Raw genomic sequence first — 17597 nt, 5'->3', positions numbered from 1 at the left:
AAAACGTCATTTTGGATAATGGCGTGGCGTGTAAGCGTATTCCATGCCATTTTTAATAAAAACGCGCGTTTGCGACGAACCGACTAATAAAGTAGAGCGGCTGTTAATGTCTGACGAATTGAGTTCTGACAGTGTTACAATTTTTGTTGCTTCTTGTTCTCGCCCAATATCCGAGCCGATAATACAATAACGTTCATTATGGCAATGTTCACGTAAAAGCTCGATACAGCGAATAATCTGATTAGGCCGAGCTTTCGATACTGGATTATAGAATGCTATAACCAGATCGCTTTCTATTGCCGCCTTAATTCTTTTTTCTATGATCGACCATGGCTTCAAGTTATCAGAAAGCGAAATAACAGCAAAATCATGCCCTAAAAGTGCGCCAACACGTGCAGACGTCATCATTGCCGCACTAACTCCTGGCTCGATCTGAACCTGAATATCATCACTTCCGATCGATTCCCAAGCCTCCATAAGAGCCGCACTCATACCAAAGATACCAGGGTCGCCAGAAGACAACAATGCAACCTTGTAGCCTTTGGATGCCAGCACATGCGCCTCTTTCGCACGTGCAAGCTCCATACGGTTATCACTTTCTATAATTTTTTGATGAGGCATATATGGAGCTGCCAGCCTGATATAAAAATCATATCCCATAATAATATCGGCGTTCTGAATTGCCTTGGATGCAGCGGGGGTTCTATACTGAAGAGCTCCTGGGCCTAACCCGACAACGGTGATTTTTCCCTTGTTTTTATGTTTCTTAAGATAGACAAGGTGCTTATCTGAACCTTCTTTTTTTTCCTCTGTTATTTCAATGAGATGGGTTGCCCCACTTTTAATGGGAAGCTTCACCTGTTCAAGCCACGGATGCTTGCCCTTAAGAGAGATCGCCGTACCATTTAGCATATCTGCGATAAAGCTCTTCGCGTGTTGAGGATTTATAAGTTGCAAATCATCTGGCGGATTTAACAAGTTGATTGAAAAACGTATTTCGGCTGATGTGGTAATCGCAGCATGACCGCCAAGGCAATCCGCAATATAAGAAGCAAGTTTATTGGCACCTGCATTGGCACCAAGTAATGGAACAATTGAAGTACCATCTTCGGCAATTGAAAGAACAGCTGGTTCATTAAACTTATCATGCAACAAGGGGGCAAGAATACGAATAAGAATACCGCTCGCACAAAAAGCAGCGATGGAAGCTCCTTCACGAAAAGAGTTTTGCAAGGCTTGCTTGAAATCATCATAATAGAGGCCCTCATGATTTTCAATTTTGCGCGGTATCAGAATACAAGCTTGAGGATAAAAATGCTGCAGTTTCTTTGCTTGCTCAAGTGCAGCCTTATTAAGAATAAAAATATGTAATGGTTTCATTCTGCCTGCTCGCGCCAAGTGCTTCCTGGCACTAAAACAATTGAAAAATAGGGACATTCATCAGGCTTGACCTGATCAATACTTAGTATGCGCTCATGATGATGCGAAGCCCACTCTATATAATATGCCTGTTCCTCTAGCCCCGTTTTTTTTAAAGCATTACGAACTTTTGTAAAATTGCGTCCTATTTTTAAAATTGCAAAAGCATCACCGGCGTTTAACTTTTCAACCAATTGTTCTTCAGGCAAGACCGCCGACAAGACTGTAAAAGTCTCGTTGCGATAGCATAGAGAAGTCTGCGCTGCTGCGGCTGCTGCAAAAACAGAAGATACGCCCGGAATGACTTCAACATGATAATTACCTTTTAAGCCATCCAGAATATACATAAATGAGCTATAGAAAGACGGATCACCTTCCGTCAGGACAGCAATATTGTGACCGATATCAAGGGATTCTTTTAACCTATTAATCGTATCAATATAAAAATGGTCCAGCGCCTCATAATAAGTTTTGGACAAGGCATTTTCTTCTGTTGTTATCGGATAGGTGAGGGGAACCATACGATGTTTTGTTGTATCGATATACTGCTTCGCTATCGCTAACGCTTTGCTTTCTTGTCGACGCGTTTGGTGGAAGGCAATAATATCAGCCTTTTCAATCGCTTTTAAAGCTTTAACCGTAATTAGCTCTGGATCCCCCGGGCCAACACCAACGCCATATAGTGTTCCTTTGGTCATACAGTTATTCCACTTCACTAGCGAGAGCGTTAACTGCGGCTGCAGCCATGGCGCTTCCACCTAAGCGGCCATGTAATGTGACAAAAGCTATATCGGCTTTATTTTGAGAAAGGGCTTTTTTTGACTCTGCCGCACCGACAAAACCGACAGGAAAACCCAAAACAAGGGCTGGCTTGATCTGTGTCGTTGCCATTTTTTCCAGCAGATAGAAGAGGGCGGTCGGTGCATTACCGATTGCAACAATTGCACCATCCACTTGCTCGCCCCAAAAATCAATAGCAGCAGCTGAACGGGTGTTATTTATCTGGGTCGCATGATTTGCCACATCTTTATTCTGTAATGTACATATCACTTGATTATCCGCAGGCAAACGGCTTCGCGTTATGCCATTGGCAACCATCATAGAGTCACAAAGAATAGGCGCCCCCTGTTGTAATGCTTGTCGCCCTATTGCTCCCGCATTTGGCGAGAAGTCAATAGCATCTGTAATTGATGGCATACCACAAGCATGGATGATACGTACTACGAGTTTTTCCAAATCATGTGGTACAGTAGATAGATCCGCTTCTTGACGGATTGTCTGAAAAGAAAGTTTGTAGATTTCTTTTCCATCACGGATATATTCAAACATGGTATCGCTTTTCATCTTCTTGTCGGTCGTTGTTGATTATCATTGCAATATCATCAATCGTCTTATTTTGGGCGATAAGTCGACCGAATTTATTTAAACTGCCTTCTTCAGCGGCATATAGATTATAATGGTCAAGATCAATTGCCAGAAGGGTAAGCGGCTTAGCCGTATTTGTTGCGCATGATTTCTCGCAACCGCTCAAGTGTATTTTATAACTTCGTTCAAGTTTACCGGCCAGTTCTCTGGCTGCGTATTGAATATTCGCTTTGCCCGCAGCACAGTAAGGCGCTCCGACACAGCACCGTATAGCGCTTAGAGTATCTGTTTTATCGGTTATCCAATGTTGTTGTGCATTTTCCAAAATGGTTTCAGATTCTTGCAGTGTACAATTAGGAATAATGATGCTTTGCCAAGTTGATACAATAAGGGGGCTATTCTCTTGTCTATACGTTGTAAGAGCAAGTAGATCATTCAATTGCGAATTATTGAGCCTACCTAAAGGTGGTTTTATACTGACATAGAATCTATTTTCTTGGATTTGCTCTCCAATACCCAACATGCCATGATTTGCAGCTGTGCGGTTGGTATAAAGTGCTTCTCTGTCAAGGCCAGGAAGTCTTGTTTTTATGTCGGCAATAAAGTCTGTTAACCGGCCCACCTTTGTTATATCTCTTATCCGTTTTATTGCCGGGTTATGGTGCTGATAGGATAAAAAAACATCCAATATGGTTCGAATTGTCAATCTGACATCTTGTGTTTGAATGGCTCCGATTATTTTATCGTTACAGTCTATGACAAGGGGGGCGCTATCAATGCCGATCAAAAAAAAATCTGCATTTATGGCAGACAACCAGATATCGTTAATATGGAAAAGCGGTGCTGTTGATTCCTGCCCGTCAATGAAGAGGGAAAACTTGGGCGACAAGCGTTGATAAATTGCATCTGATTGCAACATATCAAGAAGATTTACGGCAATCGGCCGCGTATCAATTTTAGCGAATGGATCTATACCCGCAGTTGAACTGATCATAACATTGCGAACATCATCGCCTTGTTGCGTTTTTGGTGCAAGATTTCCCATAGTAAGATGATCAATCAATGCTAGACGGAAATCTTCTTTAATGCCTCGCAATTGGACATTACCACGATTGGTTAATTCCAGACAGTTATTACCATAAGCTAGAATCGCATCAGCAAGGCATTTTACTTGTGGTGTCGTAATTTGTGAAAGTGATAATTTGAGACGGCAAAGCAAGCCGTCATTAGCAGTCGGCATTCTATAAAATCCCGGGCAAGCAGCTCGCCGTTTATCCTGTTGTGATGGTGTTAACAAATCAAGCGATCCTATAATCCATGTCAAAACAAACTTGCCCTTCATATCCCATATATTTAAAGCTTCAAAATATGATTGAAGAAAATAAACATAAATTGCCTCAGCCATGGCTCATCATCATCGGTATTGGAGAGGATGGGCTTGAAGGGCTAAGTGCAAGAAGTCTTAAGCTTTTGCAAGAAGCCAAACATGTTTTTGGCGGACAGCGGCACTTATCTTTTTTGAATGAAAACTATCCGGCACAAAGGCATCTATGGCCTCGGCCTCTTCTTAATGTCATCGATGACATTTCAGCCTTGCGCAATGAAAAAGTTGTTGTGCTTGCTAGCGGAGACCCCATGTTCTTTGGAATAGGTGCAACATTTTGCAAATATTTTGATATCAGAGAAATGCTTATTATCCCACATTCATCTGCATTTTCACTTGCTGCTGCCCGTATGGGATGGCCTTTACAGGATATTACCTGTCTTTCTGTTCATGGGCGCCCTTTAAGTAAGGCATGGCATCACTTAAAACCAGGCAAGAAATTTTTAATTTTACCGCACAATGGCGATACGCCAAATCAATTGGCAGCCTATCTTGCATCGCAGGGATGGACAGATAGTTCGATAACCATCTTAAGCCATCTTGGCGGAGCTCATGAAGAAATCCAATCTTTCAACCCGGATATACCGACATTGCAAAATTTTGATGATTTGCATGTCATTGCACTTGATTGTCGGTATGGCATAAAAATGGGTGAGATTGAGAATAATAAAGGGGTGCTGCCGGATTCAGCCTTCATCCATGATGGACTGATTACAAAACAGGACATACGTAGTATCGTTCTGACCCATCTTGCTCCTCGTAACGGACAGTTATTGTGGGATGTCGGGGCAGGGAGTGGTGCGATCAGCATAGATTGGTTGCGATCTGGTCAACACATGCAAGCTTTTGCAATCGAAAAAGACCAACAACGCATTAAGAATATAGAAAAAAACCGTCAAAGATTAGGCATGTCTGCCTTGGAAATCATTGATGGAGAGGCTCCCCACATCCTTGATAAATTAAATCCACCTGATTCTATCTTTATTGGTGGTGGATTGAGTGATGATGGTGTTTTTGAATGGTGCTGGAAGGCGCTTAAAGAAGGCGGCATTTTAGTCGCAACCGCTGTTACCCATGAAAGCGAACAGATGATGATGATGATACGGCGTAATATTGGAGCGAAATTGCTAAAAATTTCTATTTCAAACGCCGATGATCTGGGAAAATATCAGATATGGAGGCCTTCTTTGCCCATAACTATCATGATTGCGAATAAGTAAGCCATGCAATATACTGATTTAGTCATGGATAAATTATTATTTCTTGATTAAAGTCATAGAAAAGCTTGATTTCGGCCCTTGAGGCAGAGTAATAGTTTGTTTTTGCGGTTCTCTACAAAAGGTATAAAAAAAATGGCAGAACGCTCCCAACATCTTCAGGATTTATTTCTTAATGCCGTTCGCAAGCAGAAAATTTCATTGACGATTTTCCTTGTAAATGGTGTGAAGCTGACCGGTATCGTTACCTCCTTTGATAATTTTTGTGTATTGCTACGTCGGGACGGCCATTCACAATTGGTTTATAAGCATGCTATCTCAACCATTATGCCGAGTCAGCCTGTTCAAATGCTGGAAAGCGAAGAGGCAGAATAGCGTGGTAATGACCAGGGATTTTAAGTTCGAGTTGACTTCAATTGACTGAGCAAAAATCCCGACATGACCTGATTTCTCATAAACCGCCAAACGTCAGGGCGCTTGTCGTTGTTCCTATTGTTGAAGTGCGTGCTGCCGAAGAAAAAATGCGTTCGGTTTCTGCACGCTGTGCTGAAGCTGTTGGTCTTGCCCATGCCATTGCACTGGATGTTGTTCGTTGCATTGACATTAAACTAAATAAAATTACACCGGCAACGCTCATCGGTTCTGGATGGGTGAAAGAGCTGGCAGAGCAGGTTAATGAAGACGAAATAAACCTTATTGTTGTTGATCAAACGCTAACCCCTGTACAACAGAGGAACCTTGAAAAAGATATCAATTGCAAGGTTATTGACCGAACAGCACTTATTCTTGAAATTTTTGGCGAACGTGCCAGAACAAAAGAGGGGGTGTTGCAAGTTGAGCTTGCCCATCTCAACTATCAAAAAGGGCGCCTTGTCAGAAGCTGGACCCACCTAGAACGTCAGAGAGGCGGTAGTGGATTTCTTGGCGGCCCGGGGGAAACACAGATTGAAGCAGATCGACGCATATTGCAGGATAAAATCCTCCGGATCAGGCGCGAACTTGAAACAGTTGTCAAAACACGAAAGCTTCATCGGGACAAACGTCAAAAAGTGCCACATCCTGTTGTTGCGCTAGTCGGTTATACCAATGCCGGAAAATCAACCCTATTTAATCATCTGACTGGCGCGAAGGTTTTTGCAAAAAATATGCTTTTCGCAACACTGGATCCGACTTTACGCCATGTAACGCTTCCACATGGCCAAAAAATTATTCTTTCCGATACAGTCGGCTTCATTACCGATTTGCCAACGCATCTCATTGCGGCTTTCCGTGCCACATTGGAAGAGGTGATTGAAGCCGATATTATCCTGCATGTGCGAGATATGTCTGATCCCGATCATAATGCACATGCTGCCGATGTGAATAAAATCATGCACGATCTAGGTGTGGATACAGACAATCGTGAACGAATTGTCGAGGTTTGGAATAAAGTTGATATGCTTGAACCTGAATCACATACAATATTACTTGATGCAGCCCACTCTAACAGTCATATTGCAATACCGATTTCAGCTGTTACGGGCGAGGGTGCTCAGCCACTACTTGATACGCTTGAACAGCTTATCTACGGGAAAAGTAAACGCATTTCCTTTCATCTGAAGGCCCATCAGTTCGGCCTGATGAATTGGCTTTACAATAATGGCCAAAATATAGTTTGTGATGTGGATGAAAAAGGAACTATGACTGTTGATGTTGACCTGACGCAAAAAGGTGAAGCTGCTTTTCGCAAATTAATATCATAGGGGAGGTAAAATTATGGCTATATATGCTCTTGACGGCAACAGTCCGCAAATAGCAGAAAAATCCTCTTGGGTTGCTGAAAACGCCGATATTATCGGCAATGTGCATATTGGTGAAAATTGCAGTATCTGGTTCGGAGCCGTTCTTCGCGCAGATAATGATATAATCAAAATTGACGATGGCTCCAATATTCAGGATGGAGCCATCATACATGTCGACTCATCATTCCCGGTCAAAATTGGTAAAAACTGTACAATCGGTCATCGTGCCATCATTCATGGTTGTACAATTGAGGATAATGTTCTGGTTGGTATGGGAGCCATCATCATGAACGGCGCCCATATAGGAAAGAACTCAATTGTCGGGGCCGCGAGCCTTGTTACTGAAGGAAAAATTTTTCCAGAAAACTCCTTGATTATGGGAGCTCCTGCCAAAGCTGTTGCAGTAATTGATGAAATGAAAGGAAAAATCATTTCAGAAGGAGCCCAACATTATCAGGAGAAAATAACACGTTATCAATCGAGCTTGGAAAAGAAAAAATAAAATTCTATTCCAGAATATAGATCTTGCAATAATGACTATCGGCGGCCCTTGATGAAATATTTATTCGATAAATTTTTATGCATGTTGATTGCTGCTATTTTGCTGGCGAGCTTTCTACCCATTCAGGGTAAAGCGGCCTATTGGTTTGGCTTATTTACAAACTTCTCTGTCGCCATGTTGTTTTTTCTGCACGGTGCCCGGTTATCACGAGAAGCCGTTGTTGCCGGCATTGTACATTGGCGACTACATCTAACCGTATTATGCTGCACATTTATACTATTTCCATTGATTGGTCTTCTTTCAGGCTGGGTTATTCCCGGCTTCAAGGACTCGGCTTTTTATCTCGGCATTCTTTATTTATGTGTTTTGCCTTCTACTGTGCAATCTTCTATTGCTTTCACATCAATTGCTTCAGGTAATGTACCGGCTGCCATTGTTTCTGCGTCAACATCCAATATTCTAGGTATGTTCATCACGCCCTTATTGGTCGGACTATTATTTAGCGCTAGCGGTGAAACCCATATATCGCCCAGTGCAATCGAAGGTATTTTGTTACAGTTACTTGTGCCATTTATTTTAGGCCAGATATTACAACGCTGGATTGGCAATTTCATACGCACCCATAGAATATTGACCTCCATTGTAGATCGCGGTTCAATTATTCTTGTTGTTTACATGGCATTTAGTGAGGCAGTCGTCGGGAAGCTCTGGAGCAAGATGTCATGGCAAGATCTTATTGTTATGGCTGCATTCAACCTCGCTTTGCTTGCTATTGTTTTAGCCATAACATGGTATGGATCAAAAATTTTGGGCTTTAATAAAAAAGACCGTATCACAATTATGTTTTGTGGTTCGAAGAAAAGCCTTGCAAGCGGCGCACCTATGGCTAGTGCCATATTTCCCGCTGCGCTTGTAGGGCCTATTGTTTTACCGCTCATGCTATTTCATCAAATCCAACTCATGGCATGCAGTGTTATTGCCCAGCATTTTGCCGAACGAAAGATGAATACCAATGAAGATTGATGAGGATGCACTTGAAAAAGCCTATAATGAAGGACTGAAGTGCGAAAAAGCCGGTGATTATGAAGGTGCAGCCAAAGCTTATCATACTGCCTTGGCTATTGATCCTGAAGATCATGGCGGTGTTATTGTCCGTTTAGCTTCCATAGGGAAGGCGGCAACACCATCCACAGCCCCCAAGGCTTATGTTGCAACCCTTTTTGATCAGACGGCTGATGTTTTTGACATGATCTTAGTCGATCAGCTGGGTTACGACGTGCCCAATCTGATGCGAGAACGGATTGAATCTCTAGGACTAAACCATTTTGATCGACTTCTTGATCTTGGCTGTGGCACCGGATTGGTGGGCGAAGCCTTATATGATCAAACAAGTCATCGTATCGGCGTTGACCTATCCGAAAACATGATTGCTATCGCTCATGAAAAAGGTGATTATGATCAATTATTTATTGCCGATGCTGAAAGTTATCTCAAAGAAAATTATATACAGTCATGGTCATTGATAACAGCTGCCGATGTTTTGCCTTACATGGGAGAATTGTCAGCTTTCATGGCAAGCATTGCAAAGTGTCTTGAAAAAGATGGGATATTTATCTTCTCGAGTGAAACACAAACAAAAGCAATGTTTAACGATTGCAATTTTATTGTCGGTCCTTATCAACGTTTTGCCCATACACAAAGCTATGTTCGTAAACTTTTAATAGAAAATAAAATGAATTTGCTTGCGGTCGATCCAATAATTGTCAGAGCTGAACAAGGCAAACCTGTTGAAGGACATCTCTATGTTGCACAGCTAACCGCATAGACAAAAGTTCCATAATATATCTTATGCGATAATTGTATGAAAAATAATAATTCGATTAATTGCATTCCCCATTTAACTTTATCCACTTATAGAAAAAGTTATTTAAGTCTTTTATCGATTCCTTGCTTTCCAATTTATCATTTTCATCATTCTGAATAAAATCTTCAGCCCTTTGTATGGTTTGATATAGAAAGCTTAAGATAGGCTCGGCTATTTTTCCGCTTCCCAATTCGCGTGTTATTGCCTTTTGAGCCATAAGCTCATGAATCAAGTCCAAAAGAGACTTCTCCACTAGACACTCTTCCAGCAGGGTCGAAAATTCCATAGGTACAATACCTAGATGACCTTCCATCAGCCACTGTAAGGCAAAGGTTGGGCGAAGCATGTAGAATATTTTTTTTAGTTTAACCTCATCATGCAACCATAGCGCCATCTGTTTGCGCGCCAAATTTAGGTAATGGTAAAATACCTTTTTGTAATTAAAGGTTGCAATAGCCAGCTCAAGCAATTCAGTTCTGAATGGTTCAACAGACTGATAAATAATCGGCGATTGTAACCATTCCAGCACCACAGCATTACCAGAATGCAAAAGTCTAAGTGCTTTAATTAAATCCCATCCATTAACATCGTATATCTTATCAAGTGGTGTTTCTATCACATCACGCTCTGCATAAAGCTGCAAATAATCCTCGATAGGACGCACATAGATAAAACGACAATCGTAGTCGGAATCTGGAGAAGGGAAGCCCCATGCCCTGCTCCCACTTTCAATTGCATGAAGAATACGGACATTATATTGTCTTTCAACATTTTTTAAACGTTGATCAATTGACCCGACAATATTGGCATCCATACTGGATGGAATAGACCGTAAATATTTCATATTTCAAAACTCAATCCATCGTAGCCTGGCTCAACATTATCAGGCGTTTCTTGCATGACGACATCATAATCTAGAGGGATATGCATATGCGTAAGAATAGCTCGCTTGGGTTTTAAGCGCTCGATCCAACTTAAAGCTTCGTCAACTGAAAAGTGACTGGGATGTGAACGGTACTGTAAAGCGCCAATAATAAGAACTTCAAGGTTAGCAAGTTTTTCTTCTATGCCATCTGGAAATGCACTGACATCGGTACAATAAGCGACATCTCCAATTCTGAAGCCTAGAGAATGGATATCACCATGCTTCTGATAATGGGGTGAAAAAATAATATCTCCTGCTGCGCCAGAAACGGAGAAGTTATCATTTTGATTGATGATATGGGCGGTTAGAATTGGTGGATAATTTGATCCGGACGGTGTTTTGAAGCAATATCCAAATCCCTCGTCCAACCGGTCAAAAGTTGACGCATCGGCATATATATCCATAAGCCTGTTACGCCCCATCACAAAGCTTCGCAAATCATCAATGCCATGCGTGTGATCAGCATGACTATGTGTATAAACAACACCATCTAGATAGGTGACATTATTATCAATCATCTGCGAGCGAAAATCCGGTCCTGTATCAATAACTACAACCGTTTTATCGCCATTCGATTTCAAGCGTTCAACAAGCAATGATGTACGGAAACGTCTGTTTTTAGGGGTATTGGGATTACAAGCTCCCCAATCACCATTTGGACGAGGAGAACCGGGGGAGGATCCGCAGCCAAGGATTGTAAAGCGATAAGTCACGCCCTACTCCCGTTCTATTTTTGCAAATAAACGCAATGCATTACTTGTCGTTTTTTGCGCAACATATGAGAAATCTACGTCTAATGTTTTGGCAAGCATTTTTGCTGTTTCAACAACATAGGCAGGTTCATTTGTCTCACCTCTATAAGGTACTGGCGCTAAAAAAGGAGCGTCTGTCTCGACAAGAAGACGATCATGCGGGACATGTTGTGCAATTTCACGAATTTCCGGTGCCGACTTAAAGGTTAAAATCCCAGAAAATGAAATATATCCGCCAAGCTCGATACCCGCTTGTGCCAATTTTTTGCCGGATGAATAACAATGAAGAATAAAAGGAAATGTCCCCTTTCTGCTTTCCTGCCTTAAAATATCTTCCATATCATCATCGGCATTTCTGGCATGGATAACCAAGGGAAGTTGAGTTTCCCGTGCGGCTGAAATATGTTCCAAAAAGCTCTTTTTTTGTTGTGCGGGCGTAGAATAATCATAGTGATAATCCAGTCCAGCCTCTCCTATCGCTACAACTTTAGGATGGGCGCTCAGTTTTACCAACTGTTCTGCAGTTACATCAGGTTCTTCATGTGCACTGTTGGGATGTGTACCAACGGAACAGTAAATATGTCCATATCGCCCCGCAATATCTAATAAACGCTGCAAGCGTGCAACATGGGTTGAAATAGTTATAATTTTCTCAACGCTAGCAAGACGCGCCCGTTCGATAATATCGTCAAACTCGGGCTCGAAAACATCAAAATCCAGATGACAATGGCTATCGATCAACATGCTTAGTTATTTTCCTCTTTCGGCATATAACGCGGGAAAACAGGCTCTGGCGCAGGCATAACCCGCCCTGCCAGCATTTCACTATCCAAAACATGGTGCAGCATACGTTCATCCTGTGGCACTGCAAGACTATCCAGTAATTTGGATGCCGATTGTGGTATGAATGGAAGCAGCATAATGGAAACGCGTCTCAGCACTTCAATAGTTACATAAAGAACTGTTGCAAAACGAGTTTCATCCGTCTTACGCAAAGCCCAAGGCTCTTCACTTGCAAAATAGCGGTTGGCTTCAGCAACAACCGAGAAAATCGCTGCCAAGGCAAGATGTGGCGCCTGTTTAAGCATAGACTCGCGCGCGCTCTTAAGGGCTTCAACACTTTGATGTAACAACTGTTCGTCTTGCACTGAAAATTGACCAGGCGATGGCGTTTTACCATCACAGTTTTTAGCAATCATGGACAATGAGCGTTGGGCAAGATTGCCAAGATCATTAGCAAGATCGGCATTGGTCCGGTTTACAATTGCCTCATGACTATAGCTGCCATCCTGCCCGAAGGAAACTTCACGCAGGAAGAAATAGCGCACTTGATCCAATCCATATTCGTCAATCATCGTAAAAGGATCAACGACATTGCCAACTGATTTTGACATTTTTTCACCGCGGTTAAGTAGAAAACCATGGGCAAAAACACGTTTTGGCAGATCAATGCCTGCAGACATTAGAAATGCCGGCCAATAAATTGCATGAAAGCGGACAATATCTTTACCGATAATATGTGCATTTGCTGGCCAGAAGTCACGTTTTTCGGCTGTTTTGTCAGGAAAACCTGTCGCTGTAATATAATTTGTTAGTGCATCGACCCAGACATACATGACATGTTTGGGATTACCCGGCACAGGAATTCCCCAATCAAAAGTTGCACGGGATATAGATAGATCCTTAAGCCCCGATTTTACAAAGCTTATGATCTCATTGCGCCGTTCGTTTGGACCAATAAAATCAGGATGTTTTTCATAATATTCTAAAAGAGGTTTTTCATATTTGGATAAACGGAAAAAATAGCTTTCTTCTTCGTTCCACTCCACCGGAGACCCGACCTCAGTTTCACGCCGTATGCCATCTTCTCCTACGACAGTATCTTTTTCATCATAATAAGCTTCCTGACGGACCGAATACCAACCGGCATATCGATCAAGATAAATATCGCCATTCTTTTCCATAAGTGTCCACAAAGCTTGACACGCTTGATGATGGCGCTCTTCTGTTGTGCGAATAAACTCGTCATTAGAGCAATTCAGTTTTTGCAACATATTGCGAAAAACAGCACTATTACGATCCGCAAGCTGTTGCGGTGTAATTCCTTCCTTTTCGGCCGTCTGCTGCATTTTCAAGCCATGTTCATCTGTACCAGATAGAAAAAAGACATCTTTGCCGTTGGCACGCTGAAAACGGGCCATCGAATCTGTGGCAATTGCATTATAAGCATGCCCAATATGCGGGTTACCATTAGGATAGAATATTGGGGTGGTAATGTAATATTTTTCGCGCATAACAACTCTTTTGTCTGTCAGAAGATAACACCCATGCCTTACTGCTTGTTGATCTACTTGTCACGAATTTAACGTTCAATTTTATGATTTTACGCTTTTTTTCCAAATTATATCATGCAACTGGCTGATTGTAATAATAATAAACTGCTTTTTATCAAGATTGAACGAATCTGCATCATTTAATGCTGTCTGGGTCATTTCCCATATTTGAGCCCAATTGGCAGCATCCTGCTCATTAGTTTTGGCGAAAATAGAAATAATATCTAGTATGCCTTCACCGAATAACTGATATTGAACCGTTGAATCCTTGTTGCTCAATACTGTTGACAAATGCTGTAATTGAGAAATATCCAATACTGGATTATCCAGTAGCTGTTCTACTGTATCCATAATCTCAAGCCCGCCAAAGTTAATCAACAAAGCTGCGCGTCTGACGCTTCCTTCCGACTTCTTAAACATTCTATCACTGATAAGCTCATGCCCCTGCGGAGATTCGTTGCGCTGTGCGTAATACAATGCCTTTGATAAATCCTCTTTCTGTAATGGCTTGAACCGTATAGACTGACAACGTGAGCGTATTGTTGGTAACAGTCGGCCTGAAAAATGAGAAATCAACAATAACAAAGTCTTAGACGGCGGCTCTTCAAGTGTTTTAAGAAGTGCGTTAGCTGCATTTCTATTCATATCATCAGCTGAATCAATAATCACAACACGCCAACCGCCATCCGATGTTGTCCGGCTAAGAAATCGGCTAATAGAGCGGACCTCATCAACTGTAATGGCCAATTTAAAACGTTGATTTTTCTCATCGTAAGGACGAGATATATAAAGCATACGTTCATTGGAAAGCTGAACCATGCGCCGCCAGCCGATGCTTTCTTTATCGGGAGATAACAAAGTTCCCTGCCTGCCGGTCAATATATTCCAAGCCAAACGAAAAGCGAATGTTGCCTTGCCGACGCCACGTGGTCCTTCAAATAGGATTGCATGATGAAGACGGTTTTCACGTCGCATTTGCTCGATCAGCGTTACAGCATGCTGTTGTCCAAAAAACGCTATATTTTCTATAGGGGAAAGAATGCCATCGATATCATCGAAAGAGGGAGCTGCAGCCGGCAAATCAATCATGATGTAATGGCCTGTAGATAACGATCGACATGAGCACATATTTCCTTAGATATGATATCGATGCCACGATTAGCATCAATAACGATGCAGCGTTCCGGCTCCTGTTCTGCGATATTGAGAAAAGCTTTTCTGCGAGCCTCCTGTATATCTAGGCTATCTTTTTCAAAACGGTCGGCATCTGCTTTTTTTCCGCGTCTTTTATCGGCCCGAGCCATACCATCCTTGGCAGGGATATCCAAAATGAATGTTATATTTGGCAATAACCTACTAATAGCGGCCTTTTCAAGAATGCTGAGAAAAGAATGCGACAGACGGCCTCCCTGCCCCTGATAAACGCGAGTAGAGTCAATAAAACGATCACATAATACAATTTTATTCTGGTTAAGAGCCGGCGCAATCAACTCGTCTATATGGTCAGCTCGTGCAGCAGCAAATAAAACAGCTTCTATCGCTTGACCGTATTTTTCTACGCTTCCACTCAACAGGACATGGCGCACCGCTTCAGCGCCTGCTGTGCCTCCGGGTTCACGGGTTACAATAACCTCATATCCTATCTGCTTAAGATGTTGCGAAAGCATCGCTATTTGCGTCGATTTACCCGCACCCTCGCCTCCCTCAAACGTGATAAAACAGCCAGCCACCTATTTTCCTTTTCTATGGATCTTTTCTTTCAGCCATTCCATTGGCGACAAAGCACGTAACCATCCGAATGACAATTCATAAAGGGCATCCCCCGCTTTTCCCCCAAGTCCGGTTTCTTCAATATAACCAGCAGTATAGACCTTCTTTTCAATAAGGATATTTTTTTGGGACAAAATTTCTATATATCCAACTTCAGCACCATTTTCGACTGGCGCGGTCAATGGACCATTATAGATAATTCGCCCGGTAAGCGGAAGTGTATTATGCTTAGGCAACAAGACGCCAACAGGCTCATGAACCGCTAAATCGACTTCTGAAGAGCGTCCACCATAAACCTTGGCTCGTCCAACAATCTGATCTTTCTCATAAACAAGTTTTGGTTCAAAGCTATTAATAGCCCATGTTACAATGCGTTTAGCTTCATTATCACGATCTCGATCTCGTTTGGCACCATGCAAAACAACAATGACACGCCGCCCATTCTGGAAGGCTGAAACAACAGCCGAATAACCAACATCTTGGGTGAAACCGAAAACTAATCCATCAACGCCGATTCCAAGATTGATCAATGGATTACGATTGCGTTGAAATATCTTGCTCCATTCAATCGAATCTGTGCTGTAAAAGGAAAAATATTCTGGATGTTCATATATGAGGTGACGCGCTAAGAGACTTAGATCACGGGCTGTTATCTTTTGTCCCTCTTGTGGCAAGCCTGTTGCATTGACAAAATGACTATCCGTTAATCCAAGTTCTTTGGCACGTGCATTCATACGCTCTACAAAAGCTTTTTCAGTACCGGATAAACCTTCTGCCAAAATAATAGCAGAATCATTGGCGCCGACAGTTGTCAGACCGCGTAGCAAATCTTCTACCCTGATTTTGCTTTTCAAGGCTGCGAACATTGAGGTTGTTCGTGACGGTGCTCCACCTGTGCGCCATGCAAATTCGCTAACGGAAAATGCATTATCCAGACTTATTTCATTGTTTTCCAGGGCTTCAAAAACAACTTCAGCTGTCATCAATTTAGCTAGGGAGGCCGGCGCAAATGATTCCTGTTCATTTTTGCTATAAAGGACAGCCCCTGTTTCACCATCAATGGCTAAAACTTGCGGTAATACAGATTGAAACTCTTGAGCATCGGCTGCTGAATACATCCATATGAATGTGCAAAAAGCGCATAAAGAATATATAACGCCGCGCATTTTGCGCATCTCCTTATCTTAGCCGATTTATCATAAAGCAAAAAAAAGCTGCCTGACAGAAAGCATAAGCTTTAAAAGCAAACAAGCGTTAAATCACCAAAACGGCAAGAAGAATTCCGACAACTAATAGGTTTTATCAGTAAGAATATCCGAAAAGGCGTTTGGCCCCATAGGTGGTAATTTTATCTGATTATAGGCTGTGACAGATATATCGCTTGGCTTCAAGGCTAATATTGGGCCTATTTCAGGCAAAGAAGGAAGTGATTGATCAGCAGTTGCAACATCTTCAGATATTGATAGCAATATTGTTTCACCAGCCGGTTTAAACGAAGCTATTAAAAAGCTCTCGTCATGCCCATCTTTGGGGGCAGGACCAAGATATTCTACTTTTACATTGGTCGTTCCATCATCTTTATAATCAAGCATATCGGCTGCTTTTTCAGATAGGTCGATAATGCGGTTTTTGGCAAATGGACCACGATCATTGACACGGACAACAAGAGAAGAACCGTTTTCTAGGTTAACAACGCGAGCATAGCTGGGAAGCGGCATTGTTGGATGCGCTGCGGTTAACAGGTTCTTGTTATAAATTTCACCATTGGCTGTCAAACGGCCATGGAATTTCGAACCATACCATGAAGCATGGCCTGTCTTGCTATATGATTCATCAAGGGTTGGACGATACCATTTACCATTAACCTGATAAGGCTGACCGACAATTCCTATAAACTGATTGTTTTTTTTCACATTATTGGCGGCAAAAGCTGAAACTTTTGCAGATGCAGCATTATTTGTTTTTTTAGTAACAAGAGTTGCAGTTTTTGTATCGACGGGCACAACGGTTTGATTGTAATCGGTCTTTCCAACAGTGCTATTCATAGCGACATTTGACGAACCGGTCGTTGTACAGGCAGCTAAAACAGCTCCTAAAAGAAACAACAAAACACAACGAAAGCTATTGTGCATAAAACCATTTGATTGTCGTAATCGCATCATTCAGTCCGCTTTAATTTCCCGCCTGACAACCAGACGACTTCCCTGTTATGTCGATACGTGCATGATTCGCAGTTAATAAATATTAAACCATATTTTTTAACTGAAAGTTCAAATAACGTAACA

The 17597-nt window shown here is 42.1% G+C and carries 18 protein-coding genes; 6 read left to right on the top strand and 12 right to left on the bottom strand.

Features of this window, described 5'->3' with window-relative positions; genetic code table 11:
* Positions 1–6 precede the first annotated feature (6 nt).
* Genes cobJ through cobG form a run of 4 tightly spaced genes read right to left on the bottom strand, consistent with a single transcriptional unit; the run spans position 7 to position 4189 of the window.
* Entirely contained in the window at positions 7–1380 is a 1374-nt protein-coding gene (cobJ, locus tag ACYZ97_RS04550; protein WP_473300290.1) for a precorrin-3B C(17)-methyltransferase, read from the bottom strand.
* A complete protein-coding gene (cobI, locus tag ACYZ97_RS04545) occupies positions 1377–2117 on the bottom strand; it encodes a precorrin-2 C(20)-methyltransferase (protein WP_473300289.1) in 741 nt (246 codons plus the stop codon). Before cobI ends, cobJ begins: the two co-directional genes overlap by 4 nt.
* A gap of 4 nt (positions 2118–2121) precedes the next feature.
* Positions 2122–2748, bottom strand: a complete 627-nt coding sequence (locus ACYZ97_RS04540) for a precorrin-8X methylmutase (protein ID WP_473300288.1) — start codon at positions 2746–2748, stop codon at positions 2122–2124.
* Positions 2741–4189, bottom strand: coding sequence for a precorrin-3B synthase (cobG, locus tag ACYZ97_RS04535; RefSeq protein ID WP_473300287.1), 1449 nt, complete (start codon positions 4187–4189; stop codon positions 2741–2743). The genes ACYZ97_RS04540 and cobG overlap by 8 nt, the downstream gene beginning before the upstream one ends.
* Here cobG and cbiE point away from each other — a divergent pair.
* From cbiE to ACYZ97_RS04505, 6 genes are all read left to right on the top strand, one after another.
* Positions 4153–5388 (top strand): precorrin-6y C5,15-methyltransferase (decarboxylating) subunit CbiE, encoded by a 1236-nt coding sequence (cbiE, locus tag ACYZ97_RS04530; RefSeq protein WP_473300286.1) that lies wholly within the window; start codon positions 4153–4155, stop codon positions 5386–5388. The genes cobG and cbiE overlap by 37 nt on opposite strands.
* Positions 5389–5520: 132 nt before the next feature.
* Positions 5521–5760: an RNA chaperone Hfq gene (gene hfq, locus ACYZ97_RS04525; protein WP_473300285.1), complete on the top strand. Its 240-nt coding sequence runs from the start codon at positions 5521–5523 to the stop codon at positions 5758–5760.
* 41 nt (positions 5761–5801) lie between these two features.
* The gene (hflX, locus tag ACYZ97_RS04520; RefSeq protein WP_473300284.1) at positions 5802–7127 is read left to right on the top strand and encodes a GTPase HflX; all 1326 of its coding nucleotides are present in this window, start codon (positions 5802–5804) and stop codon (positions 7125–7127) included.
* Positions 7128–7140: 13 nt separating this feature from the next.
* Entirely contained in the window at positions 7141–7668 is a 528-nt protein-coding gene (locus tag ACYZ97_RS04515; RefSeq protein WP_473300283.1) for a gamma carbonic anhydrase family protein, read from the top strand.
* Between the two features lie 51 nt (positions 7669–7719).
* Positions 7720–8691: a bile acid:sodium symporter family protein gene (locus ACYZ97_RS04510; protein ID WP_473300282.1), complete on the top strand. Its 972-nt coding sequence runs from the start codon at positions 7720–7722 to the stop codon at positions 8689–8691.
* Positions 8681–9493, top strand: a complete 813-nt coding sequence (locus tag ACYZ97_RS04505; RefSeq protein ID WP_473300281.1) for a methyltransferase domain-containing protein — start codon at positions 8681–8683, stop codon at positions 9491–9493. Before ACYZ97_RS04510 ends, ACYZ97_RS04505 begins: the two co-directional genes overlap by 11 nt.
* Before the next feature lie 55 nt (positions 9494–9548).
* Here the strand turns inward: ACYZ97_RS04505 and ACYZ97_RS04500 are convergent, their stop codons facing one another.
* From ACYZ97_RS04500 to ACYZ97_RS04465, 8 genes are all read right to left on the bottom strand, one after another.
* Entirely contained in the window at positions 9549–10376 is an 828-nt protein-coding gene (locus ACYZ97_RS04500) for a nucleotidyltransferase domain-containing protein (RefSeq protein ID WP_473300280.1), read from the bottom strand.
* Entirely contained in the window at positions 10373–11170 is a 798-nt protein-coding gene (locus ACYZ97_RS04495) for an MBL fold metallo-hydrolase (protein ID WP_473300279.1), read from the bottom strand. Before ACYZ97_RS04495 ends, ACYZ97_RS04500 begins: the two co-directional genes overlap by 4 nt.
* A gap of 3 nt (positions 11171–11173) precedes the next feature.
* Entirely contained in the window at positions 11174–11953 is a 780-nt protein-coding gene (locus ACYZ97_RS04490; protein ID WP_473300278.1) for a TatD family hydrolase, read from the bottom strand.
* A gap of 2 nt (positions 11954–11955) precedes the next feature.
* Positions 11956–13503 carry a methionine--tRNA ligase gene (gene metG, locus ACYZ97_RS04485; RefSeq protein WP_473300277.1) on the bottom strand — a complete coding sequence of 516 codons (1548 nt, stop codon included), beginning with the start codon at positions 13501–13503 and terminating at the stop codon, positions 11956–11958.
* Positions 13504–13584: 81 nt separating this feature from the next.
* Positions 13585–14631 (bottom strand): DNA polymerase III subunit delta', encoded by a 1047-nt coding sequence (locus ACYZ97_RS04480; protein WP_473300276.1) that lies wholly within the window; start codon positions 14629–14631, stop codon positions 13585–13587.
* Entirely contained in the window at positions 14628–15272 is a 645-nt protein-coding gene (gene tmk / locus ACYZ97_RS04475; RefSeq protein ID WP_473300275.1) for a dTMP kinase, read from the bottom strand. The genes ACYZ97_RS04480 and tmk overlap by 4 nt, the downstream gene beginning before the upstream one ends.
* Positions 15273–16478, bottom strand: a complete 1206-nt coding sequence (locus ACYZ97_RS04470) for a D-alanyl-D-alanine carboxypeptidase family protein (protein ID WP_473300274.1) — start codon at positions 16476–16478, stop codon at positions 15273–15275. It lies immediately after the preceding gene.
* 123 nt (positions 16479–16601) lie between these two features.
* Positions 16602–17474, bottom strand: coding sequence for a septal ring lytic transglycosylase RlpA family protein (locus ACYZ97_RS04465; RefSeq protein WP_473300273.1), 873 nt, complete (start codon positions 17472–17474; stop codon positions 16602–16604).
* Positions 17475–17597: the final 123 nt, after the last annotated feature.

The sequence above is a fragment of the Bartonella sp. bp_1 genome (assembly GCF_055808085.1).
This window is presented reverse-complemented; position numbering and strand designations above follow the sequence as displayed.

Coding starts and splice junctions, on each gene's coding strand:
- ACYZ97_RS04470 (WP_473300274.1), bottom strand. CDS start 16,478: ATGCGCGGCGTTATATATTCTTTATGCGCTTTTTGCACATTCATATGG.
- cobG (WP_473300287.1), bottom strand. CDS start 4,189: ATGGCTGAGGCAATTTATGTTTATTTTCTTCAATCATATTTTGAAGCT.
- ACYZ97_RS04500 (WP_473300280.1), bottom strand. CDS start 10,376: ATGAAATATTTACGGTCTATTCCATCCAGTATGGATGCCAATATTGTC.
- cobJ (WP_473300290.1), bottom strand. CDS start 1,380: ATGAAACCATTACATATTTTTATTCTTAATAAGGCTGCACTTGAGCAA.
- ACYZ97_RS04480 (WP_473300276.1), bottom strand. CDS start 14,631: ATGATTGATTTGCCGGCTGCAGCTCCCTCTTTCGATGATATCGATGGC.
- ACYZ97_RS04465 (WP_473300273.1), bottom strand. CDS start 17,474: ATGATGCGATTACGACAATCAAATGGTTTTATGCACAATAGCTTTCGT.
- ACYZ97_RS04505 (WP_473300281.1), top strand. CDS start 8,681: ATGAAGATTGATGAGGATGCACTTGAAAAAGCCTATAATGAAGGACTG.
- ACYZ97_RS04540 (WP_473300288.1), bottom strand. CDS start 2,748: ATGTTTGAATATATCCGTGATGGAAAAGAAATCTACAAACTTTCTTTT.
- metG (WP_473300277.1), bottom strand. CDS start 13,503: ATGCGCGAAAAATATTACATTACCACCCCAATATTCTATCCTAATGGT.
- cobI (WP_473300289.1), bottom strand. CDS start 2,117: ATGACCAAAGGAACACTATATGGCGTTGGTGTTGGCCCGGGGGATCCA.
- cbiE (WP_473300286.1), top strand. CDS start 4,153: ATGATTGAAGAAAATAAACATAAATTGCCTCAGCCATGGCTCATCATC.
- hfq (WP_473300285.1), top strand. CDS start 5,521: ATGGCAGAACGCTCCCAACATCTTCAGGATTTATTTCTTAATGCCGTT.
- ACYZ97_RS04490 (WP_473300278.1), bottom strand. CDS start 11,953: ATGTTGATCGATAGCCATTGTCATCTGGATTTTGATGTTTTCGAGCCC.
- ACYZ97_RS04510 (WP_473300282.1), top strand. CDS start 7,720: ATGAAATATTTATTCGATAAATTTTTATGCATGTTGATTGCTGCTATT.
- ACYZ97_RS04515 (WP_473300283.1), top strand. CDS start 7,141: ATGGCTATATATGCTCTTGACGGCAACAGTCCGCAAATAGCAGAAAAA.